Source organism: Paenibacillus flagellatus (assembly GCF_003217775.1).
Lineage (GTDB): Bacteria > Bacillota > Bacilli > Paenibacillales > NBRC-103111 > Paenibacillus_AB > Paenibacillus_AB flagellatus.
Genome location: NZ_QJVJ01000011.1, coordinates 203,800 through 224,986, shown reverse-complemented (window position 1 = coordinate 224,986; position 21,187 = coordinate 203,800). Strand labels below are relative to the sequence as shown.

21 protein-coding genes are annotated in these 21,187 nt (G+C 61.5%); 17 read left to right on the top strand and 4 right to left on the bottom strand.

The features are described 5' to 3' along the window. The first annotated feature begins 144 nt into the window (after positions 1–144). Genes DLM86_RS23630 through DLM86_RS23620 form a run of 3 tightly spaced genes read left to right on the top strand, consistent with a single transcriptional unit; the run spans position 145 to position 4,603 of the window. On the top strand, positions 145–1,104 hold the full coding sequence (locus DLM86_RS23630) for an AAA family ATPase (RefSeq protein WP_110842534.1): 960 nt from the start codon (positions 145–147) through the stop codon (positions 1,102–1,104). A 34-nt stretch (positions 1,105–1,138) separates the two neighbouring features. Further along, a complete protein-coding gene (locus tag DLM86_RS23625; RefSeq protein ID WP_110842533.1) occupies positions 1,139–2,362 on the top strand; it encodes a DUF58 domain-containing protein in 1,224 nt (407 codons plus the stop codon). Further along, positions 2,363–4,603, top strand: a complete 2,241-nt coding sequence (locus DLM86_RS23620; RefSeq protein ID WP_110842532.1) for a transglutaminase TgpA family protein — start codon at positions 2,363–2,365, stop codon at positions 4,601–4,603. Between the two features lie 196 nt (positions 4,604–4,799). Here the strand turns inward: DLM86_RS23620 and DLM86_RS23615 are convergent, their stop codons facing one another. The 3 genes from DLM86_RS23615 to DLM86_RS23605 all read right to left on the bottom strand — a co-directional run bounded on the left by DLM86_RS23615 (position 4,800) and on the right by DLM86_RS23605 (position 6,796). After that, entirely contained in the window at positions 4,800–5,732 is a 933-nt protein-coding gene (locus DLM86_RS23615) for an aminoglycoside phosphotransferase family protein (RefSeq protein WP_110842531.1), read from the bottom strand. Between the two features lie 111 nt (positions 5,733–5,843). After that, positions 5,844–6,380, bottom strand: a complete 537-nt coding sequence (locus DLM86_RS23610) for a hypothetical protein (protein ID WP_146250276.1) — start codon at positions 6,378–6,380, stop codon at positions 5,844–5,846. Beyond that, positions 6,380–6,796, bottom strand: a complete 417-nt coding sequence (locus DLM86_RS23605) for a MerR family transcriptional regulator (protein WP_110842529.1) — start codon at positions 6,794–6,796, stop codon at positions 6,380–6,382. Before DLM86_RS23605 ends, DLM86_RS23610 begins: the two co-directional genes overlap by 1 nt. 217 nt (positions 6,797–7,013) lie before the next feature. On the opposite strand from DLM86_RS23605, the gene DLM86_RS23600 reads away from it, so the two are divergent. From DLM86_RS23600 to odhB, 12 genes are all read left to right on the top strand, one after another. Continuing rightward, positions 7,014–7,595 carry a YqeG family HAD IIIA-type phosphatase gene (locus DLM86_RS23600; RefSeq protein WP_342773115.1) on the top strand — a complete coding sequence of 194 codons (582 nt, stop codon included), beginning with the start codon at positions 7,014–7,016 and terminating at the stop codon, positions 7,593–7,595. A gap of 2 nt (positions 7,596–7,597) precedes the next feature. Then, a complete protein-coding gene (gene yqeH, locus DLM86_RS23595) occupies positions 7,598–8,713 on the top strand; it encodes a ribosome biogenesis GTPase YqeH (RefSeq protein WP_110842527.1) in 1,116 nt (371 codons plus the stop codon). A gap of 71 nt (positions 8,714–8,784) precedes the next feature. Further along, positions 8,785–9,639: a shikimate dehydrogenase gene (gene aroE / locus DLM86_RS23590; protein WP_110842526.1), complete on the top strand. Its 855-nt coding sequence runs from the start codon at positions 8,785–8,787 to the stop codon at positions 9,637–9,639. Between the two features lie 89 nt (positions 9,640–9,728). Next, positions 9,729–10,019 carry a ribosome assembly RNA-binding protein YhbY gene (gene yhbY, locus DLM86_RS23585; protein WP_110842525.1) on the top strand — a complete coding sequence of 97 codons (291 nt, stop codon included), beginning with the start codon at positions 9,729–9,731 and terminating at the stop codon, positions 10,017–10,019. A 13-nt stretch (positions 10,020–10,032) separates the two neighbouring features. Beyond that, on the top strand, positions 10,033–10,620 hold the full coding sequence (locus DLM86_RS23580) for a nicotinate-nucleotide adenylyltransferase (protein WP_110842524.1): 588 nt from the start codon (positions 10,033–10,035) through the stop codon (positions 10,618–10,620). After that, positions 10,610–11,182: a bis(5'-nucleosyl)-tetraphosphatase (symmetrical) YqeK gene (gene yqeK, locus DLM86_RS23575; protein ID WP_110842523.1), complete on the top strand. Its 573-nt coding sequence runs from the start codon at positions 10,610–10,612 to the stop codon at positions 11,180–11,182. Before DLM86_RS23580 ends, yqeK begins: the two co-directional genes overlap by 11 nt. Positions 11,183–11,250: 68 nt before the next feature. Then, on the top strand, positions 11,251–11,598 hold the full coding sequence (rsfS, locus tag DLM86_RS23570) for a ribosome silencing factor (RefSeq protein ID WP_110842522.1): 348 nt from the start codon (positions 11,251–11,253) through the stop codon (positions 11,596–11,598). After that, positions 11,595–12,494 carry a CvfB family protein gene (locus DLM86_RS23565; RefSeq protein WP_110842521.1) on the top strand — a complete coding sequence of 300 codons (900 nt, stop codon included), beginning with the start codon at positions 11,595–11,597 and terminating at the stop codon, positions 12,492–12,494. The genes rsfS and DLM86_RS23565 overlap by 4 nt, the downstream gene beginning before the upstream one ends. 160 nt (positions 12,495–12,654) lie before the next feature. Then, a complete protein-coding gene (locus tag DLM86_RS23560; protein WP_110842586.1) occupies positions 12,655–13,431 on the top strand; it encodes a class I SAM-dependent DNA methyltransferase in 777 nt (258 codons plus the stop codon). Continuing rightward, positions 13,421–14,068, top strand: a complete 648-nt coding sequence (locus tag DLM86_RS23555; RefSeq protein ID WP_110842520.1) for an HD domain-containing protein — start codon at positions 13,421–13,423, stop codon at positions 14,066–14,068. The genes DLM86_RS23560 and DLM86_RS23555 overlap by 11 nt, the downstream gene beginning before the upstream one ends. Positions 14,069–14,255: 187 nt before the next feature. Further along, on the top strand, positions 14,256–17,114 hold the full coding sequence (locus DLM86_RS23550) for a 2-oxoglutarate dehydrogenase E1 component (protein WP_110842519.1): 2,859 nt from the start codon (positions 14,256–14,258) through the stop codon (positions 17,112–17,114). Positions 17,115–17,169: 55 nt separating this feature from the next. After that, a complete protein-coding gene (gene odhB, locus DLM86_RS23545) occupies positions 17,170–18,471 on the top strand; it encodes a 2-oxoglutarate dehydrogenase complex dihydrolipoyllysine-residue succinyltransferase (RefSeq protein ID WP_110842518.1) in 1,302 nt (433 codons plus the stop codon). 239 nt (positions 18,472–18,710) lie between these two features. Here odhB and DLM86_RS23540 read toward each other — a convergent pair whose 3' ends face one another. Further along, a complete protein-coding gene (locus DLM86_RS23540; protein WP_110842517.1) occupies positions 18,711–19,304 on the bottom strand; it encodes a TetR/AcrR family transcriptional regulator in 594 nt (197 codons plus the stop codon). A gap of 160 nt (positions 19,305–19,464) precedes the next feature. On the opposite strand from DLM86_RS23540, the gene DLM86_RS23535 reads away from it, so the two are divergent. Then, on the top strand, positions 19,465–20,352 hold the full coding sequence (locus tag DLM86_RS23535) for an ABC transporter ATP-binding protein (protein ID WP_110842516.1): 888 nt from the start codon (positions 19,465–19,467) through the stop codon (positions 20,350–20,352). Beyond that, the gene (locus DLM86_RS23530; RefSeq protein ID WP_110842515.1) at positions 20,349–21,158 is read left to right on the top strand and encodes an ABC transporter permease subunit; all 810 of its coding nucleotides are present in this window, start codon (positions 20,349–20,351) and stop codon (positions 21,156–21,158) included. Before DLM86_RS23535 ends, DLM86_RS23530 begins: the two co-directional genes overlap by 4 nt. Positions 21,159–21,187 lie beyond the last annotated feature (29 nt).

Below are 21,187 nucleotides of genomic sequence, written 5' to 3'. Positions count from 1 at the left end.
CGTACGGCCCGTTTCCTCCAACAGGCAGACACTTTTTTCTAACAACGAAGGCCTATACGCGGTTTTTCAATTCTTGTAATATAGAATTAGCAACTATTGTCTGACGCGAACGGCACTACGGATCATGGAGAGGAGCAGGACGAGATGGATGCGACGTTTAAGGAAGATTTAACCATTTTGAAGCAATTGAAGGCAAATTTGGAATCCTGCATTCTGGGCAAGGAGACGGAAGTCGAATTGCTGCTCGCCGCCGCGCTCGCGGGCGGACACGTTCTGCTCGAAGACGTGCCGGGAACCGGCAAGACCGTTCTGATCAAAGCGTTGGCCAAGTCCGTACAAGGCCAGTTCCGCCGTATCCAATGCAATCCCGACCTGCTGCCGACCGACATAACCGGGGTTTCGATTTATCACCCGAAACAAGAAACGTTTTTGTTCCGGCCGGGGCCGGTCATGACGAACATATTGCTGGCCGACGAGATCAACCGGGCGACGACGAAGACGCAGTCCGCGCTGCTCGAGGCGATGGAGGAGCGTCACGTCACCGTGGACGGCGACTGCTATCCGCTGCCGGCGCCTTTTCTGCTGCTGGCGACGCAAAACCCGATCGATTTCGAAGGCACGTACGTGCTGCCGGAAGCGCAGCTGGACCGATTCATGATGAAATTCAGCCTCGGCTATCCGGACCATGAGACGGAGAAGCGGATGCTGTTCTCGCAGGCGAGCGGCCATCCGGTCGACCGGCTGGAGCCGGTGACGACGGTCGAGCGCCTGACGGATATGCAGCTTCGCGCGAGACAGGTGCATGTCGACGACGCCGTTGCCGATTACGTCGTCTCGATCGCGCGAAAGACGCGCGAGCATTCCGCGGTGTTCCTCGGCGCCAGCCCGCGGGCGACGATCGCCCTGCTGCAGGCGGCGAAGGCGCTCGCCTATTTGCGCGAGCGCGATTACGTCATACCGGACGACATCAAATATTTGACGCCGTACGTGCTAGGTCACCGGATGATTCTTCATTCCGAGGCGAGAATCGACGGCACGACGCTCGATTCGGTATTCGAGTCGATATTCCAGAACGTGCGGGTACCCGTCCGTCTCGAGAAATAGCGGATTGCGCGCGGAAACGGGGTGAGCGGTTCAGATGGGCATTTTCGCGAGATATTCGGCCCGGTTTTGGGGCATTGCGTCCTTATTCGCTTTCAGCTTGTTTTATTTGCTGTTTCAAGGCGGCAAGCTCGCTTTCATGATTTTCATCATCGTCGCTGCGTTGTGCCTCTATTTGGCGCTCAGCCGGTGGAGCGGCATCTCGAAGACGCAGGGCGGCCGCACGCTGCTGAATGCGGAGCACGAAGCGGTCGTCGAGGCGGGGACGTCGCTTGCGGTGCAAATCCAAGTGCAAATTCCCGGCTTTTGGCCGATTCCTTACGTATCGATCAAGGACCGGCTCGTCCGCCGGGGCGGCGAGGAGCATCTGTTCGAGACGTTACTCATCCCGGACTGGAAGCGTCGCGGGGAAGTGTCGTACCGGACGCCTCCGCTGCGCCGGGGGTATTACCATTTCGGCGATACCGATTGCTCGACCGAAGATATTTTCGGGCTGTTCCAGCATAAAGGCCGGCTCGAGCTGCCGTATTCGTTCGGCGTGCTGCCGCAAAAGGTGCATATCCGGGAATGGAAGCAGCTGCACCAGCTGTTCCGCGGCGTGCACCACCATTCCGCGACGACCCGGTCCCACCGGGAAACGACGCAAATTAACGGCGTGCGCGAATTCATTTACGGCGATCGGCTGTCCCGCATCCACTGGAACGCGACGGCGAAGACGGGCACGTGGAAATCGAAGGAGTTCGAACGCGAATCGCTGCCGAAGACGGTCATCGTACTGGACCGGAACATGCGCGCTTACCGGAGCAAGGAGCATTTCGAGCTGGCGGTTTCGATCGCGGCGTCGCTTCTCGATTACGCGGCGAGCCGGGATTTGGCGGTCGGCCTGCTGTCGGTCGGGAAAAATTCGAAATATTTCGAGCCGAAGCTGAGCGCGAGCCATCAGAAGGTGATCGTCAACCATCTGATCGACGTCGAGCCGGACGGCACCTATCCGCTGATCGACGTGCTGAAGGACCGGGCCCGGCTGTTCACGCCCGGCATCTTCTTCACGGTCGTCACTCCCCAGTTCGGGGACACGCTGGCGCCGTCGCTCGCCTGGATCGAGCAGCGGCAAATGAACCCGTGTCATATGTGGATCGCCGCGGACGTGACGGCGGCCGAGCAGGACCGGTGGAAGCGGCATTTGCAGACGACGGGCGTCATGGGCTACGCCGTTTCGTCGCTCGACGAGCTGGCTCTCGCATTAGGAGGGCGTAAATAGATGGAACAGAAACGATGGTGGCAAAGAGCGCTCACCCAAGATTGGCACGAGCGGCTGTCGGCGTTGCTGACGGGGCTGTTCCTGCTGCAGTACGTCCTGTGGATCGAGAAGGAAGATCAAGTGTGGCTGCCGGAGACGATAGCGATCGTGAAGCTGACCTTGCTCGCGACGGTCGTCGTCGAGCTGTTCCCCCGGCTCCATTGGGCGCTCCGCCGTCTGCTGCAGCTGGCGGCTCTCTTGATCGCCTCGGGCTCCGTGCTCGATTACGCGCCCGCCGGCCGGGAGATCGACAAGCTGCGCGACGTCGGCCTCGTGATCCGCGACAATTTCATGCAGCTGGCGCCGTTCGTCTGGTTCGCCTTGTCGGCCTGGCTCGTCACGCTGATCGCCCTATGGGCGATGCGGGCGAAATGGCGCATCATGGTCGTGCTCGTCGTGACGGTGACCGCCTTCGCGATTCGCGACTCGTTCAGCTTCCTTATCTTGTGGAAGCAGGCGGCGACGGTCATTTTTTGCGGGTTGTTTTTGCTGATCATCCGCCATTTCGCCGGGCTGAAGAAAAAAAATCCGGTCGGCTGGTCGCACCTGGCCGATTACCCGGCCTACATCGCGCTGCCGATCGTCTTCCTCGTCTCGCTCGTCGTGTTCCTGGGTACGCTGGCGCCGGACGTCCGGGCGGTGCTGACCGATCCGTATACGCTGTGGAAAAACATGCGGGGCGAGCAGATCCCGTTTTTCAATAAAGGGTACGGGACGACTTCGGCGTTCGGCGGCGAGTCGTCGTCCGGCTACAGCCGGAACGATTCGTCGCTCGGCGGGGAATTTGCGTTCGACTACACGCCGGTCATGTCGGTCGTCACGTCTCATCGGAGCTACTGGCGCGGGGAAACGCGCTCGCTCTATACGGGCAAAGGCTGGATTCTGAGCGACGTCGAGCGGCGGACGCCGCTTTCGCCGGTATCGGCGGATACGCCGCTCCCGCAGGACCCGAGACTCGCCCCGTCGCAGCTGAAGACGGTAGAGGTGACGCAGACGGTTACGATGGCGGCGGAGGCGGAGAACGAGTTCCCGGTGCTGTTCGGGGCTTACGCGATCGACAAGGTGCAAAGCGTCACGAACGGAGGCGCGAACGCCAGCCTGGCGTCGCTGCAATGGTCGCCGCGGCTGTCCGAGCTGCGGTGGGTCGTGAACGGGCGGCAATCGTACCCGCAGTCGTACACGGTTACGTCGAAGGTGCCGATCGTCGACGAGGCGGAGCTGCGCAAGGTGCCTGCGGAGCTGCCGACCCGGGCGGGGCTCGAGGACTATTTGTTCCTCCCGGAGACGCTTCCGGCTCGCGTGAAGGAGCTGGCCCTGCAGGTAACGCAGTCGGGTACGAACATGTACGACAAGGTGAAGCTGCTCGAGCAATATTTGGCCAAAACGTTCCCGTATACGAATACGCCGGATTTGAGCAAAGGACGGAGCCGCGATTTCGTCGACCGGTTCCTGTTCGAAATCAAGGAAGGCTATTGCGACTACTATTCGACGGCGATGGCCGTCATGGCGCGCTCGCTCGGCATTCCGGCCCGCTGGGTGAAAGGCTATACGCCGGGCGTGACGGCGATCGATCAGGAAATGCTCAATTTGCCGGAAGGGCTGCTCGATCCGGACGGAGCCGGCGAGTATACGATCCGCAATTCCGACGCCCATTCGTGGGTCGAAGTGTACTTCCCCGGCTACGGCTGGATCCCGTTCGAGCCGACGTCCGGCTTCGCGCTTCCGTCGTTCGCGCCGGAGGAGGAGATCGTCGCCGAGCCGCTGCCGGAGACGCCTTCCGAGCCGGCGACGGCCGCACCGGCGGCGGAAGAGGGCGGGGTCGTCGTGCCGCGCTCGATCGGCTGGGGAGCAGGCGCCGTCGCGGCGGCGATTTTGCTCGGCTTCGTCTGGGTGAACCGCCGGCGCCTGCCGTTGCTCCGCTACGTCGGCCCGATCGGCCGCCAGCTGGACGCGAACCAGCGCGCCGTGCTCGAGTTCGAGCGGCTGCTCCGGTACGCGAAGCGGAAAGGCTACGCCCGTTTCGAGCATGAAACGGCGCGGGAAGCGGCGCAGCGGTGGATCGGCAAAGACAAGTGGCTGCAAAAAGATTTGGAATCGCTGCTGCTGCTGTTCGAGAAAGCGAAGTACAGCGGCTCGCGCATCAGCGAAGAGGAGCTGTCGGCGATATCGCGGACAGTGCATAAGCTGCGTGAGGAAATGTAGGACATGGGGCGACAGCCGCGACCTTGGGGTCGCGGCTGTCGCCGTTGAGCGGGGGAGGGGACGCGGGCGGTGGCAAGGCGGTTGATGCGCATAAGGTGCGTTTGTACATGATTGGTCCCATAGGGCTCGCACGCACCCGAATAGTGTACAAATGTACGCTATTTCCGCCGATCTACCGGGCTCCCGCCCATCACCCCTAGTCACGGAGGCGGTCGGAGAGCACTTCGTCGATCAGGCGGCGGGCGATACGAGCCATGCCGGGATGAGTATCCATATAGTAGGGGAGGGCGATGAGGCCGATCGACAGCGCCCAGCCGCGGCCGCGAGCCCAAGTGGCTTCGTCCGGCATCAGCGTCGCCCGGAACGCTTCTCGCCCATCGGCGTCGAGGATGCTCCACGCGGGCAGCATATCGCACGCGGGGTCGCCCGCCCCGAAACAGCCGAAGTCGATGACGGCGCTTACCCGCCCCCGGTCGACCAGCACGTTGCCGGCGTGCAGGTCGCCGTGAATCCAGACGGGCGGACCGCGCCATTCCGGCGCACGGAGAGCCGCTTCCCACGCCGCAGTCGCCGCAACGGTGTCGATTACGCGATCCAACGCCGCGATGGCGTCCCGGACGGCTCGATCGCGCGATAGGAGCGACATGCCGCGGGGAGAGACGGGCGGCGTTCCGACGGCGGGATCGATTCGATGCAGGGCGGCCACAAATCGCGCCAGCACGTTTGCGCCTTCGCGCGAATCGCCGATCTGTCCGGTTGTCGCGCATTCCCCTTCGAGCCAGCGGAAGACGGACCATACCCACGGATAGCCCTCTCCGGGTTCCCCCTTCGCAACCGGCGCCGGAATCGGAAGCGGAAGCTGCGGGGCAAGGAACGGCAGCCATCGGAAGTCTTGTTCCACCTGTCCGACGGCTGACCCGATGCGGGGGAATCGAACGGCCAGCTCCTCGCCGAGCCGATAGATCGCGTTGTCCGTACCGTCGGACTCGACCTTTCGGACGGGAAGCTGCGCCCACTGCGGAAATTGCGTCGCAACGAGCTTCTTCGCCGTCGACTCGTCGACCGCAACCTCGTCGGCATGGATGTTCCCGGGGCGCGACGAGGCGTTTCTTTCATTGTCGTTATCCATGCGGCTCCTCCATTCCGGCCGTCAAACCGGCCGCCATCCATACCCGAAGCGTAAACGCCGATTCGGGATGCCGGCAAGGGGAAGTTCCATTATAAGCAACCCTTCCTTTTCCTATCCAAGCCGCCAGTCGATGCGGTATTTCTTCTCTTGCTCGGACAAGACGTTCGGGTCGATCCGGATCAAGTCTTTGGACGAGTAAAACCGGAAGCGGTCCGACTCGGCGCGTGCCGTCCGCATCGGCTCAAGCCGATGGATCCGTTCCGCCGTTTCCTCGTCCACGAGCGGATCCGCGATCTCTTCCTCGCGCATGATCCGCAGCGGAATACGCCGCTCGATCTCGCATGCCCGCCCCGTGCTGTCGGTATAGGCGAGCGTCACGATCACGTCAAAATCGCCGCATTCGGTTGGCTCGACGGTGTACAGCTCCACGTACACGTCGGCTCCGCCTTGCGAGCGGCCGGCCGGAATGACGATCGCGCCGGACTCCGTCTCGTCGAAGCCGGTTCGAATGGTGCGCCGGCGGACGCCCTCCGGAAGCTTGACGTACAGACGAAGCGGGCCGCTCGCTTCGAGCGGTTCGATCCGGACCCATAAATAGTTCAGCCCTTCCTCGTGCTCCATGACGGATTTGGCCAATTTACCGCGCATCATCGGTCGTCTCCTTTCAACAGGCGGGATACGGTTTCGATCATTTTCGCTTTCACTTCGTCCGATACTCTCGGATGGATGGACAAAATAACGTCGTCCCCGATCCGGTGCGTCTCGTTCAGCAGCATGTCGTCCGACCGGACGAGCCGCAAATTGTCGCCGATCGCGGTCACTTCCTCGAAGGAAAGGCCGTTCAGCTTATCCCGGATGCCGGCCAGCGTCTCCCCATTGTTGGCGAGCGCCCGGATAGCGCGCAAGCAATGGAGATGGCGGTCGGTATAGACCCGTTTGCTGCCTTCCGTCTCGAGCGGCGGCAGCAGGCCGATTTGCGTATAGTAGCGGACGGTTCGCAGGTTGACGTCGGGATCGTCCTTTTGGACGAGCTCGGTCAATTGCTTGGCGGTATAAGAGGACATATCGGTCACCTCGTCCCAGGTTTACAGTTTGGTGTTTGTGTTACAGTATACTGTAACGGACGATAGCTGTAAAGGAGACGGGCTCGCTTCCGCTCGCTTGCAGTATGGGGCCTCATTCGATCGTTCGAGCGGGCGGGAAGCCTCCGAATCGGTTCCTGACGTCCGCGACCGGAGAGAGGCCGCGGCATTCGCTGCGCGATAACCCGTTTTGCAGGGTATGGGCATCTATGGTATAGTTTGTCGTATATACGTAGGAGCAAAGGAGCTTGAAAGGCGTTTGCTGAAAAAATTGATTCCGCAAAAAAACGTCCGCTCGATTTATGAAATCGACGTCCAAGCGTTATGGTCGGCCGGCATACGCGGCATCATTACCGACCTGGACAATACGCTCGTGGGCGCGAAGCATCCCCGGGCGACGCCCGAGCTGATCGATTGGCTGAAGAGGCTTCAGGCGATCGGCTTCAAGGTCGTGATCGTGTCGAACAACAACCGGCTGCGCGTCTCCTCGTTCTCCGAGCCGCTCTCGATCCCTTACATATTTCGGGCGCGCAAGCCCGGGAACATGGCGTTTCGCCGAGCGATGCACATCATGTCGCTCGCCCCGGAGCAAACGGTCGTCATCGGCGATCAAATGCTGACCGACGTGCTCGGAGGGAATAGGCTCGGGCTCTATACGATTCTCGTCACGCCGATCCACTTGGCCGACGAAGGATTTTTCACGAAAATCAACCGGCGCATCGAGAAGGTCGCGCTCTCGTGGATGAAGCGCAGAGGTCTCATGGAATGGGAGGACTCGTAAATATGGCGACGGCAATCGAAAGACGCTGCTCCGGCTGCGGCGTGTCGGTCCAGACGGAATCGGCGGAGCGGCTCGGATTCGCGCCGGAGGCGGCGCTGTCGCGGGACCCGCTTCTATGCCAGCGCTGTTTCCGCATCAAGCACTATAATGAAATGTCCAGCGTGACGCCGGATCAGGACGAGTTTCTGAAAATATTGAGCGGCATCGGCGCCACGGACGCGCTCGTCGTCCATATCGTCGACTTGTTCGATTTCGAAGGAAGCCTGATCGCGGGGCTGCACCGGTTCGTCGGCAACAACCCGGTCGTGCTCGTCGTGAACAAAATCGACCTGCTCCCGAAGGCGATCAACGTGAACCGGATTTTGAACTGGGTGCGCAAGCAGGCGAAGGAGCACGGCTTGAAGACGGTCGAGGTCGTCCTGTGCAGCGCCAAAAAAAATATCGGCTTCGACCGCGTCGTCGAGGCGGTCGCCGAGCATCGCGGGACGAAGGACGTTTACGTCGTCGGCGCGACCAACGTCGGCAAGTCGACGCTCATCAACCGGCTCATTCGCGACTACAGCGATTTGGACGCCGAGCTGACGACGTCGCCTTTTCCGGGGACGACGCTCGATTTGGTGCAAATTCCGCTGGACGACGGCCGGCATATTATCGACACGCCGGGAATCGTATACGAGCACCGGCTGACCGAGAAAATCGACAAAAAAGATTTGAACGCCGTCCTTCCGGACAAACCGATCAAGCCGATCGTCTTTCAGCTCAACGAGCGGCAGACGTTGTTTTTCGGCGCGTTCGCCCGGTTCGATTTCGTGCAGGGGGCCCGGCAGTCGTTTACGTGCTACGCGTCGAACGCGCTGCCGATTCACCGGACGAAGCTCGAGCGCGCGGACGAGCTGTACGCCGAGCATAAGGGAGAGATGCTGTCGCCGCCCGCGAAGGATCGGCTCGACGCGCTTCCTCCGCTCGTCAAGCACGCGTTCCGCATCCCGAAGGGCAGCTTGAGCGACGTCGTCATTTCCGGACTCGGCTGGATCGCCGTCAACAGCGATGCGGGCGCGCAAATCGTCGTCCATGCGCCGAAGGGCGTCAAGGTCGCGATTCGCGATTCGTTGATTTGACCGGTGGGCGGACCTCCATCGGTTCCGCCTCGGGGACGCGATCAATATGGCATGGGGAGAAGAAGAACGCGATGAACCAATGGGGAATGGATACGGCGACGGTCATGCACGGCGTGTTCGGCGATCCGATCAAGCATTCGAAATCGCCGATCATGCACAACCGCGCGTTTCGCGAGCTTGGCTTGAATGCGGCTTACGCGGCGTTTCACATCTTGCCCGGACAGCTGAAGGACGCGGTGGCGGGCATACGGGCGCTGCAATTTCGCGGCGTGAACGTGACGATTCCGCATAAGCTGGAAGTGATGGACTACTTGGACGAAATCGACGAGGACGCCCGGGCGATCGGCGCGGTCAATACGATCGTCAACGACGGCGGCAAGCTGACCGGCTACAACACGGACGGCATCGGGTACGTGCGTTCCTTGAAGGAGGAGGCCGGTTTTTCGGCCGCCGGCAAAAAAGTTCTGCTGCTCGGCGCGGGCGGGGCCGCCCGCGGCGTCGCCTACGCGCTCGCCAAAGAGGGAGCGTCGGCCGTCTATATCGCCAACCGGACGGTATCGAAGGCGACGGAGCTGGCCGATTCGATATCGGCTTACGCTCCGGCGTACGGCATGAGCTTCGACGAGACGATCGACATTCGGAACGACGTCGAGCTTGTCGTCAACAATACGTCGGTCGGCATGCATCCGAACGTGGACGAGGTGCCGATCGACACGTCTTGGTTCCACGATCGTCTGACCGTCAGCGACCTCGTCTACAATCCGCTCGTGACGCGGCTTTTGCGCGAGGCGGAGGCGAAGGGAGCGAAGGTTCACGGCGGGCTCGGCATGTTCCTGTATCAGGGCGCCTACGCGTTCGAGTATTGGACCGGCCGAGAGGCGCCGGTAGCCGCCATGCGCGAAGCGGTGCTGGAGGCGTTTCGTTAAGATACGGAGCCATTATAATACGAAACGGGAATAAGGACGAATCCGAAGTCCCGCCCCCTATGGCAGGGGAGAAGAGGGGATCGACCAATTTGCTTACAGGAAAACAAAAACGACATTTGCGCTCGCTCGCTCATCATTTGGATCCGATTTTTCAAGTCGGCAAGGGCGGCGTGAACGACCAGCTGATCCGCCATATCGAGGAGGCGCTGGAAGTTCGCGAGCTGATCAAGGTATCCGTGCTGAACAACTGTCTGGAAGACAGCGACGACGTGGCGACCGTTCTGGCGGACCGTTCCGGAGCGGAGCTCGTCCAGCGGATCGGCAAGACGATCGTGCTGTACAAGGAATCGAAAGAAAACAAGCAAATCGTACTCCCTTAAAGGAGTGTCGAACATGAAGGTTGGGATCATGGGAGGTACGTTCGATCCGATCCACCAGGGACACCTGCTGGCGGCCGAACGGGCGAGGGAGGAAGCCGGGCTCGACGAGGTATGGTTCATGCCGTCCAATACACCGCCGCACAAGCCGAACGCGCCGAAGGCGACGGCCGAGCAGCGTCTCGCGATGGTGAAGGCGGCGATCGCGGGAAACCCGTTTTTCCGGGCGGAGGAATTCGAAATCGTCCGGGGCGGCACCTCTTACACGGTCGATACGATGCGCGAGCTCAAGGAGCGCGAGCCGGAGGTCGCGTTTCATTACATTATCGGAGCGGACATGGTGCAATATTTGCCGAACTGGGCGAGGATCGAGGAGCTCGTCAAGATGGTGACGTTCGTCGGCCTCGCCCGTCCCGGCTACCCTTCCGACGTCGGCCTGCTGCCGCCTTCGATTCGGGACAGCGTTCTCTCGGCGTCGATGCCGCAGGTCGACGTTTCGTCGACGATGATCCGGCATTTGCGGGCGGCGGGAAGGTCGATCCGCTACCTCGTACCGGATCCGGTCTTATCTTATATCGAGGAGAATCGGCTCTATGAATCGTGAGGCGTTGAGGGAAGCGACCCGCAGCCAAATGCCGGCGAAGCGGTGGGACCATACGCTCGGCGTCGTCGGCTCGGCGGTGGAGCTGGCGAACCGGTACGGCGGCGATCCGGAGCGCGCGGAGCTGGCCGCCCTGCTGCACGACTATTGCAAATATTGGCCGATCGACGAGCAGCGGCGCGTGTATGCGGAAGAATCGCTCGATCCGGATTTGCTGGAGTACGATCCGCAGCTGCTGCACGGTCCGATCGCCGCCGAAGTCGTCCGCAAGCGGCACGGCATCGAGGACGAGGAAGTGCTGGATGCGATCCGCTACCATACGTCCGGCCGCGAGCGGATGACGCTGCTCGACAAAATCGTCTGCCTGGCCGACTACATCGAGCCGGGCCGCGACTTTCCGGGCGTGCATAATATTCGCGAAATTGCCGAACATAGCTTGGAGAGAGCGCTTGTGGCGGGCTTCGATTCGACGATCGCCTTTTTGCTCGCCAAAGGGAAGAAAGTATACCCGCTCACCGTCATCGCGCGCAACGCGTTGATCGACGTGCTGAACCGGGCAAGGTAAGCTTGGCGTAATCGGACTACGCTGCGAAGCATCACTTCACTTTTTGGGGTAAATTAGGGGGAATGTTGATGGCAAGAACGCCGGATGATGTCATGAACGAAGTCGTCAAAGCGGTCGAGGACAAAAAAGCGCATAACGTCGTCGTGCTCAACCTGAAAGGAATTTCGCTGCTCGCCGACTATTTCGTCATTTGCCACGGCAATTCGGATACGCAGGTACAGGCGATCGCCACGGAGGTGCGCAAAAAAGCGGGCGAGCTGGAAGTGCCGGTTCGCGGACTCGAAGGGCTCGATACCGCCCGCTGGGTGCTCATCGACTTGGGGGACGTCGTCGTTCACGTATTCCATCGCGACGAACGCGAATATTACAACATCGAGCGGTTATGGTCCGACGCGAAAGTGGTCGAGCTCGTATGAGGCGGGATACGGATCGGCTGGAGGCCGGCACGTCGATGAAGCTGATGGTGGCTCGCGAGGTTCCGCCGAACGGCTTTTTTTTGACCAACGGCACGCGGGACGTTTTGCTGCATTACAGCGAGGTCGAAGGGACCGTCAAGCCGGGGGACGAAGTGGAAGCGTTTTTGTTTCACGATACGGAAGACCGGCTGGCGGCGACGATGAAAAAACCGGCGATCCGGCTGGGCGAAATCGGCTTGCTCGAGGTGGCGGACATTCATCCGCGGTTCGGCTGCTTCCTCGAGATGGGGCTCGGCCGCCAGCTGCTGCTGCCCGCCTCGGAGCTTCCCGAGGCGAAAGAGCTGCACCCGAAGCCGGGCGACCGGGTTTACGTCCGGCTCGACCATGACCGGCAAGGCCGGATGACCGCCAAGCTGGCCGGGGAGAAGGAGCTGGCCCCGCTTTGCTTCCGGGCGCCGGATTCCTGGAAGAACGGCAAAGTCGACGCGACCGTTTACAAGCCGCTGCAGATGGGGACCTTCGTCATATGCGACGGCGGCGTGCTCGGCTTCGGCGCGATCGGCATGATTCACGAGAAGGAGCGGACGCGGCCGCTGCGGCTCGGCGAGCGCGTCAACGCGAGAGTCGTCTTCGTACGCGAGGGCGGACGCGTCAACCTGTCGATGCGCCAGCCGAAGCAGATCGGCCGCGAGGAGGATGCGGACCGGATCCTGGCGATGCTGCGCGAGCGGAAGGACGGGGCGATGCCTTACTCGGACGAGACGCCGGCGGACATTATAGCGGCCCGGTTCGGCATCAGCAAGGCGGCGTTCAAGCGCGCGGTCGGCAAGCTGATGAAGGAAGGGCTCGTCACGCAGGAAGGAAGCTGGACGCGGCTGAAGGAGCGGCAGGAATGACGATCCGCCGGCTTATCGAGCAAGTCCGTTTGCCGACCGGATCGGCAGCTTCAGCGGCAGGAACGACTGCCGCTGTTTCTTTTGTTTGTAGATCATTCGCGGCGAAAGGGAGGCGGGAACGGTGCGTTACGGACAATTCGCCTACATTTACGACAAGCTTATGGAAGAGATGCCGTACCCGCAATGGCTGCGCTTCGTCCGTCAATGCTGGGACCGGTACGGCGCTCCCCGGAGCGTAGTCGACCTCGGCTGCGGCACCGGCAACTTGTCGATACCGCTCGCCCAATCGGGGCTTCGGGTATACGGCATCGACCTGTCCGACGACATGCTGGCCGTCGCCCAGGAGAAGACGGAGCGGCAGGAGCGGATGTTTCCGTTCGCGCCGGGCGGTTCGGTTACGTGGCTGCAGCAGGATATGCGGGAATGGGAGCTGGCCGAGCCGGTCGATTCGGTGCTGTCGTGCTGCGACTGCATCAACTATTTGACCGAGGAGGACGACCTTGCCGCGACGTTCCGGCGGACGTATGCCGGGCTGAAGGACGGAGGAACGTTCATCTTCGACGTTCATACGGAAGGACAGCTTCGGTCGTATGCGGAGATGCAGCCGTTCGTGCTGAACGACGACGACATTTCGTACATTTGGACGAGCGAGCTGGACGAGGAGAGGTGCGAGATCGAGCACGAGCTGGCGATATTCGTCCGCGAGTCGGAATGGGGCGAGGAACGGACCGCCGCGGCGGACGGCGCCAAATATGTACGGATCGACGAAACCCACGTGCAGCGGGCGTACCCGCTGGATCGGATCGAGGCGCTGCTGAGAGAGGCCGGATTCGCGGACGTGCGGCGGTATGCGGATTTTGCGCTGAAGGCGCCGTCGGTCGGTACGGAGCGCGCGTTTTTCGTGGCGTTGAAAAAGGAGGGCGGCCATGGAGCGTGAGCGGGTGCTGAGCCGTGCGACGGAGTTTGCCCGAGCGTTCCACGAAGGGGAGGCGTCCGGTCACGACTGGCCGCACATCGAGCGGGTCGTCCGGATGGCGAGGAGGCTGGCGGCGGCGGAAGGGGCCGACCCGTTCGTCTGCGAGCTGGCGGCTCTGCTGCACGACGTGGCGGACGAGAAGCTCAATCCGTCCAAGGAAGAAGGGCTCGCTCGCGTGCGGGAGTGGCTGCAGGCCGAGTCCGTCGAAGCCGAGACCGCCGGGCATGTCATGGACATCATCTCGACGATGTCGTACGGCGCGGGGGAGAATACGCCGATGCGTACGGCGGAAGGACGGGTCGTCCGGGACGCCGACCGGCTCGATGCGATCGGGGCGATCGCCATCGCCCGCACGTTCGTCTACGCCGGGTGGAAAGGGCACCCGATCCACGACCCGGCGCTGCCGCCGCGCGAGCAGATGACGAGGGAGCAATACCGGCACGGCAAGACGACGGCGATCAATCATTTTTACGAAAAGCTGTTGAAGCTGAAACGGCTGCTGCATACCGAAACGGCGAAAACGATCGCGGATGAACGGCATCGTTTTATGGAAAACTACTTGGAGCAGTTCCATAAAGAGTGGAACGGGGACGCTTGACGGTCCCCGTTTCCGGATGGAACGGGCGTCCGGGGCGGCGGGCGTGCGGTCTATCTATATCAAAATTAGAACGGTTTTATGCCAAATAGATCATTTTTAATATGATTTACTTGGCTTATACTGGTGATAAAAGAGGTAAGCATCCGTGCGGACTTTTCACCGCGCGGCCGCAAGGGGAGGTATATCGATGAATACCGGGGTTACGAATCAACTGCATCCTTGGCAAGGCTACGCCGGCCCCAACTTGGGGTACGTTCAGGAGCAATACGAGCGGTACGCCGCCGACCCGGAATCGGTCGACCCGGCTTTTCGGGAACTGTTCGCCCGATGGGGGGCGCCTCCGCTTCCGATCACGGGGGAGCCGCAAGGGCGAATCGCCGCGGCGGGACCGGGGGTCGACGGAGAAATGCTGCGCAAGGCGGTGGCGGCCGGAAAGCTCGTATGGAATATCCGGACGTACGGCCACTTGGCGGCGGATATCGATCCGCTCGGCTTGGGGGCGACGGCGGACACCCGGCTCATCGAGCCCGAGACGTACGGCCTGAGTCCGGCCGATCTGGAGTCGATTCCGGCTTCTTCGATCTGGGACAACGCGCCGCCCGGCGTCGCGAACGGCTTGGAGGCGATCCGCCGGCTAAGAGCCGCATACACGCGGACAACCGCCTACGAGTTCGCCCACGTCCACGAGGAGCGCGAGCGCGACTGGCTGAACAAGCGCGTCGAGAACGGCACGCCGGCCGACGAGTCGCTCACCCGTGAGGAGCGGGCGGCGCTGCTGAACCGGCTCATCGAGGCGGAGCAGTTCGAAAGCTTCCTCCATCGGACGTTCGTCGGACAGAAGCGGTTTTCGATCGAAGGCAACGACGCCCTCGTCCCGATGCTCGACGAGACGATCCGCTGCGTCGCGCGGCGGGGCGGCAGCCATTTGTTGATCGGCATGGCCCACCGCGGACGTCTGAACGTGCTCGCCCACGTGCTCGGCAAGCCGTACGTCAACATTTTCGCCGAGTTTCATCACGCGCCGAACAAAGACCTTGTCCCCTCGGAAGGCTCGACGGGCATCAATTACGGCTGGACGGGGGACGTGAAATATCACTTGGGCGCCGACCGGAACGTGGACGAAGGCGAAGGCCGTTCGATCCGCGTCGTGCTGGCCAACAATCCGAGCCATCTGGAATTCGTCAATCCGGTCGTCGAAGGGTTTACCCGGGCCGCGCAGGAGGACCGGTCCGCTCCGGGTTATCCGGTTCAAGATTTCAATAAAGCGGCCGCCGTTCTCATCCATGGCGACGCCGCCTTCGCGGGGGAAGGAATCGTCGCGGAAACGCTCAATTTCAACCGGCTGTCGGGTTATCGGAACGGCGGGACGATCCATCTGATCGTCAACAACCGGCTCGGCTTCACGACCGACAGCCAAGACGCGCGGTCGACCCATTATGCGAGCGATTTGGCCAAAGGCTACGAAATACCGGTCGTGCACGTCAACGCGGACGATCCGGAAGCCTGCCTGGAGGCGGTCCGCATCGCCTGCGAGTTCCGCGCCCGCTTCGGCAAAGATTTCTTGATCGATCTCATTGGATATCGCCGTTACGGCCACAACGAATCGGACGATCCCGAAACGACGCAGCCGATCATGTACGGCAAGCTGCGGAACCATCCGCCCGTCGCCGAGCTGTACGCCCGCAAGCTGATCGGCGCCGGCGTCGTAACCGAGTTCGACGTGGAGCGGATGAAGCGCGAAGCGCTCGCCCGGCTGCAGGAGGCGTATGAGGAAATGAGGCGCGGCGAGAAGCGGGAGGCGGACGGCGGACGGAACGGCGGGGGTTCGGGAGCCGAACGGCCCGAGCCGGAGACGGCCGTGCCGCTCGATCGGCTGCGCGATATCAATGCGGCGCTGCTCGTGCGGCCTGAAGGATTCCGGACGTATCCGAAGCTGCAGCGCATATTGGAGCGGCGGGCGAAGGCGCTCGACGAGGGCGAGAAGGCGGACTGGGCGCTGGCCGAGACGCTTGCCTTCGCCACGATTTTGGCCGACGGGAAGCCGATTCGGGTAAGCGGCCAAGATTCGCAGAGGGGTACGTTCGCCCATCGCCATCTGGTACTCCACGACGCGGCGACGGGCGAGACGTATTGTCCGCTTCACGGTTTGTCCCAAGCGAAGGCGTCGTTCGCCATCCACAACAGCCCGCTCTCGGAAGCGTCGGTGCTCGGGTTCGACTACGGCTACAACGTGTTCGCTCCCGAAACGCTCGTCATCTGGGAGGCGCAGTACGGCGATTTCGCTAACGCCGCCCAAGTGATCATCGACCAGTTTTTGGCGGCGGGACGGGTGAAATGGCGGCAAAAATCGAGTCTCGTCCTGCTGCTTCCGCACGGCTACGAAGGGCAGGGACCGGAGCACTCGAGCGCCCGGCTGGAGCGGTATTTGCAGCTGTCGGGGGAAAACAACTGGACCGTCGTCAACATGACGCGGGCTTCGCAATATTTTCATCTGCTGCGCAAGCAGGCGGCGTTGAGCGAAACCGAGGAAGCCAAGCCGCTTATCGTGATGGCGCCGAAAAGCTTGATCCGCCATCCGCGCGTCGCTTCCGGCGGGACGGAATTCGCCGAGGGGCGCTTCCGCCCGGTACTGGAGCCTCACCGCCCGGGGAGCGAGCCGGAACGGGTCGAGCGGATCGTGCTGTGCACCGGCAAAGTCGCCATCGACCTGGAAGAGGCGATGGACGCGGCGGGCGCGGAAGGATTCGATTGGCTGCATGTCATACGCGTCGAGCAGCTGTACCCGTTCCCGGCGGACGACATCGCCGCGATCGTCCGGCGGTTCCCGAACGCGAAGGATTTGGTCTGGCTGCAGGAGGAGCCGCGCAACATGGGCGCATGGAGCTTCATGGAGCCGCGCATTCGCGAGCTGGCTCCCGCGGGGGCGTCGGTTCGCTACGTCGGCCGGCCCGAACGGTCAAGCACGGCGAGCGGGTACCAGAACGTTCACGCTTACGAGCAGCGGCAGCTGATAACGGCCGCATTGGAGCGCGGGCGTGCCGAGTGACCGCGGCCGGACGAGGCGGATGATGTATACGAACGATTGAAGGAGGGGCGTCCCGATGTCCGAAATCAAAGTGCCCGAGATGGGCGAATCGATAACCGAAGGCACGATCGCGAAATGGGTCGTGAAGGTCGGAGATACGGTCGGGCAAGGCGATTTGCTGGCCGAGCTCGAGACGGATAAGGTGAATTTGGAAGTAAACGCGGAATCGTCCGGCGTCGTCGCCGACATCCGCAAGGGAGAAGGCGAGACGGTCCGCGTCGGCGAGGTGATCGGCACGATCCGCGAAGGCGCGGCCGCCGGCGGAAACGCCGCGCCGCCCGCCGCGGAGCCGGCGCAGGCCGCCGCCGGCGGAGCGGCTGACGCGGCTGCCGCAGCGGCGCCGCAGCCGCAACTGCAGCCGTCGCCGGCTCCGGCCGCGCGCGACGATGCCGACGCCGCCCGCGACGGGGCGTACGGCGCCCCGCTCGCGGCGACGCCGTCGGCGCGGAAGCTGGCGCGCGAGCGCGGCATCGACCTGCAGCGCGTGCCGCCGTCCGACCCGAGCGGCCGGATCCACCGGCTCGACGTCGCCGATGCGCGCGCCGCAGCCGCGCCGGCTACGCCGCCGCAGCCGGCTGCTTCCGCGGCGCCGGTCGTGCCGGCGCTCGACCCGGCGAAGCCGGTCGAGATCGTACGCATGTCGCGCCGGCGCCAGACGATCGCGACCCGGCTCGTCGAGGCGCAGCGGACCGCCGCCATGCTGACGACGTTCAACGAGGTCGACATGACGAAAATTCTCGACATCCGCAAGCGCCGCAAGCAGGCGTTCCAGGAGAAGCACGACGTCGGCCTCGGCTTCATGTCGTTTTTCACGAAGGCGGTCGTGGGGGCGCTGAAGGCATTCCCGCTGCTGAACGCCGAAATCGTCGGCGACCAGATCGTGGTCAAAAAATATTACGACATCGGCATCGCCGTCGCGGCGAAGGAAGGACTCGTCGTCCCGGTCGTGCGCGACGCGGACCGTCTCGGCTTCGCCGAAATCGAGAAGCGGATCGCGGACCTCGCCGGCAAAGCGCGCTCCAATGCGCTGCAGCTGGCCGATCTGCAAGGCGGCACGTTTTCGATTACGAACGGCGGCGTATTCGGCTCGCTGCTGTCGACGCCGATTTTGAACGCACCGCAGGTCGGCATTCTCGGGATGCATAAAATCCAATGGCGCCCCGTCGCCATCGACGAGGAACGGATGGAAAACCGTCCGATGATGTACGTCGCGCTTTCGTACGACCATCGCATCGTCGACGGCAGCGAGGCGGTCCGGTTCCTCGTCACGGTGAAGGAGCTGCTGGAGGATCCGGAGTCGCTGCTGCTGGAAGGGTAAACGACAGGAGGAATGCATGCTCCTGTCGGGCACGAAGTCGAGGAAGACGAGGGGATCCGGTTCCCTCGTCTTTTTTTTTCTGGACCGACAAGCCTTCATTGCGCGAAACGAATCGACGGCACCAGCACGGAGTTTTCCGTAAATAATAGCGCCGGAGTACCGTAAACCGGTCGGAGAAACGGACTTCTGTCCGTATAAGGGCCGCTAACAAGACATTACCAGCCGCGCCCCCGCGAGGGTCAGCTTTTCCCGCAAACGCCGTAAAAGAACAGATGAACCATGCCTTTGATAAAACGGTCCATATCCCCGCTCTGCTCCGCCATCTCCAAAATGGTTTCGTACTGGCTCAGATAAAGCCGGATCATCGCCAGCACGCTCTCGATGGAGACGTCCTGCGAAATTTCTCCGCTATCTTTGCCTTCCTGAATCATTTGGACGGTTAACGGAATCGTTTTTTCCTTATACAGCTCCTCGATGTACCGGGTCAGCTCGTGGTCCTCGATCAGCATCTCCTTGATCAGGCGGGGCGGAAAATCCCGGTACGCTTCTTTTTCCCGGAAAAGGATATACTCGATCCGTTCCTTCAGTGTGCGCTTCTCGGCCATATAGTTCTCGAAATCGCGTACCGCCCCGTCCACGAAGCTTTTGAACACGTCTTGCAGCAGCGCTTCCTTGCTGCCGAAATAGTTGTAAATCGTCACCTGCGACACGTCGGCCCGCTTGGCGATGTCCGCGATCCGAATCCGTTTCGGATCCGATGTCCGGAGCATGTCCAACGTCGTTTTTTTAATTTTTTCTTTGATCAGGCTGGCTCGTTTTTCGAAACCGTTCATCGGCGTACTCCTTGCCCCGTAGCATAATTTTAAAATTAATGAAATATATAAATAAATATATTTCACAAAATCATTGACGCCTATCGCGCCTCGGGTATAGTATAACATATGAAATATGTGATCTTAAATATTTCATTATTCCATGATGGAGGTGCCCGGCATGTTGACCGTTCAGCATTTGACGAAAACGTTCCCGAATGGGAAAGGCATTTTCGACGTATCGTTCGCGGTGGAAAAGGGCGAGGTATTCGGCTTCCTCGGACCGAACGGGGCGGGGAAATCGACGACGATCCGGCATATTATGGGCTTCATGAAGCCGGATAAAGGATATGTGAAAGTGAACGGGTTGGACACGTGGAAGGATCAGGGGGCGGTACAGTCGCTCATCGGCTACTTGCCGGGAGAAATCGCCTTTATCGAAGGGATGACCGGTCAATCGTTCCTCGATTTCATAGCCGATATGCAGGGCGTGAAGGACCGGACGAAGCGGGACCGCCTGATCGACCGTCTTCAGTTCGACGTCCGCACCCCGATCCGCAAAATGTCCAAAGGGATGAAGCAAAAGGTAGGTATCGTGGCGGCGTTCATGCACGATCCCGACGTGATCGTCTTGGATGAGCCGACGTCCGGACTCGACCCGCTGATGCAGAACGTGTTCATCGAGATCGTGCTGGAGGAGAAAGCCCGAGGGAAAACGTTCTTGATGTCGTCGCATAGCTTCCCGGAAATCGAGCGGACGTGCGACCGTGCCGCCATTATCAAGGACGGCGTCCTTATCGCCGTCAAACAGATCCGCGAGCTGCAATCGATGCAGCGGAAGCTGTTCGAGGTGACCTTCAGCAGCCGGGAAGAGGCGAAATCGTTCGCGGAGTCCGGTCTGATCGTGGAATCGCACGAGGGTGAACGGGTACGGGTGGCCGTCCAAGGCAATTACGACCGGTTCGTGGCGGAGACGGCGAAGTATGACGTGCGCAGCATCGATCTGTTCACCCAGAACTTGGAGGACGTCTTCATGCAATACTACGATCGGAAGGGGACAGCGAAATGAACGGCACCTTATACAAGCAAATGATGAAGGTGAACATGAAAGGGTTCATGAACTACGCGTTCGGCTCCGCCTTTTATATGCTGCTCATGTTTTGGCTGTATCCCGGCATCGCGCAAAACGCGAAGGCGATCGACGAAATCGTCCGATCGATGCCGGAGGGAGTGGGCGCCGCATTCGGTCTGAACGGCTTCGGTACGGCCGAGGCGTTCATCTCGGGGGAATATTACGGGTTGATTCTCGTGCTGATCCTGGCGATCGTGTGCGTGCAGCTGTCGACGCAGCTTATGGCGAAGCTGGTCGATCAAGGGTCGATGGCGTATTTGCTTTCCGCCCCGACCACCCGCGGAAAAGTCGCCTTCACGCAAGCGGCCGTCCTGACGAGCGGATTGTTCCTTATTCTGGCCGCGACGACGATCGCCGGGTTCGCCGGAAGCGCTTGGATACTCGGGGACGAGTACGAATTCGACGCGTCCGCTTTTCTGCTGATGAACGCCGCCGCGTTTTTGCTCTTCTTCGCGGTCGGGGGGATCGCCTTTCTCGTATCCTCGCTCATCAACGACGAGAAAAAAGCGCTCGGCTTGTCCGGCGCGATCACGTTCGGTTTTTTTAGCCTCGATCTGCTCGGCAAATTCAGCGAGCGGCTCGATTGGCTCCGCAGCGTATCCCTGTTCGCCTTATATAAGCCCGGGGAGATTATAAACGGCAATGCGGATACGGTGACGTCGTTCGTCGTGCTCGCGCTTATCGGGTTGGCCGCGTTCGGTTTGGCCGCCGCTTTGTTCCGCAGGCGCGACCTCCCGTTGTAGCCAACGAATCGAAAAGCTCCAAGCCGGCG

What these genes read in the sequence shown, in the direction of transcription:
- DLM86_RS23535 (WP_110842516.1), top strand. Translation starts at nt 19,465, where the DNA reads ATGTTGACCGTTCAGCATTTGACGAAAACGTTCCCGAATGGGAAAGGC.
- yqeK (WP_110842523.1), top strand. Translation starts at nt 10,610, where the DNA reads ATGAATCGTGAGGCGTTGAGGGAAGCGACCCGCAGCCAAATGCCGGCG.
- DLM86_RS23550 (WP_110842519.1), top strand. Translation starts at nt 14,256, where the DNA reads ATGAATACCGGGGTTACGAATCAACTGCATCCTTGGCAAGGCTACGCC.
- yqeH (WP_110842527.1), top strand. Translation starts at nt 7,598, where the DNA reads ATGGCGACGGCAATCGAAAGACGCTGCTCCGGCTGCGGCGTGTCGGTC.
- DLM86_RS23555 (WP_110842520.1), top strand. Translation starts at nt 13,421, where the DNA reads ATGGAGCGTGAGCGGGTGCTGAGCCGTGCGACGGAGTTTGCCCGAGCG.
- DLM86_RS23615 (WP_110842531.1), bottom strand. Translation starts at nt 5,732, where the DNA reads ATGGATAACGACAATGAAAGAAACGCCTCGTCGCGCCCCGGGAACATC.
- odhB (WP_110842518.1), top strand. Translation starts at nt 17,170, where the DNA reads ATGTCCGAAATCAAAGTGCCCGAGATGGGCGAATCGATAACCGAAGGC.
- DLM86_RS23620 (WP_110842532.1), top strand. Translation starts at nt 2,363, where the DNA reads ATGGAACAGAAACGATGGTGGCAAAGAGCGCTCACCCAAGATTGGCAC.
- DLM86_RS23630 (WP_110842534.1), top strand. Translation starts at nt 145, where the DNA reads ATGGATGCGACGTTTAAGGAAGATTTAACCATTTTGAAGCAATTGAAG.
- DLM86_RS23625 (WP_110842533.1), top strand. Translation starts at nt 1,139, where the DNA reads ATGGGCATTTTCGCGAGATATTCGGCCCGGTTTTGGGGCATTGCGTCC.
- aroE (WP_110842526.1), top strand. Translation starts at nt 8,785, where the DNA reads ATGAACCAATGGGGAATGGATACGGCGACGGTCATGCACGGCGTGTTC.
- DLM86_RS23600 (WP_342773115.1), top strand. Translation starts at nt 7,014, where the DNA reads ATGGGCATCTATGGTATAGTTTGTCGTATATACGTAGGAGCAAAGGAG.
- rsfS (WP_110842522.1), top strand. Translation starts at nt 11,251, where the DNA reads ATGGCAAGAACGCCGGATGATGTCATGAACGAAGTCGTCAAAGCGGTC.
- DLM86_RS23560 (WP_110842586.1), top strand. Translation starts at nt 12,655, where the DNA reads ATGGAAGAGATGCCGTACCCGCAATGGCTGCGCTTCGTCCGTCAATGC.
- DLM86_RS23530 (WP_110842515.1), top strand. Translation starts at nt 20,349, where the DNA reads ATGAACGGCACCTTATACAAGCAAATGATGAAGGTGAACATGAAAGGG.
- DLM86_RS23540 (WP_110842517.1), bottom strand. Translation starts at nt 19,304, where the DNA reads ATGAACGGTTTCGAAAAACGAGCCAGCCTGATCAAAGAAAAAATTAAA.
- DLM86_RS23580 (WP_110842524.1), top strand. Translation starts at nt 10,033, where the DNA reads ATGAAGGTTGGGATCATGGGAGGTACGTTCGATCCGATCCACCAGGGA.
- DLM86_RS23605 (WP_110842529.1), bottom strand. Translation starts at nt 6,796, where the DNA reads ATGTCCTCTTATACCGCCAAGCAATTGACCGAGCTCGTCCAAAAGGAC.
- DLM86_RS23610 (WP_146250276.1), bottom strand. Translation starts at nt 6,380, where the DNA reads ATGCGCGGTAAATTGGCCAAATCCGTCATGGAGCACGAGGAAGGGCTG.
- DLM86_RS23565 (WP_110842521.1), top strand. Translation starts at nt 11,595, where the DNA reads ATGAGGCGGGATACGGATCGGCTGGAGGCCGGCACGTCGATGAAGCTG.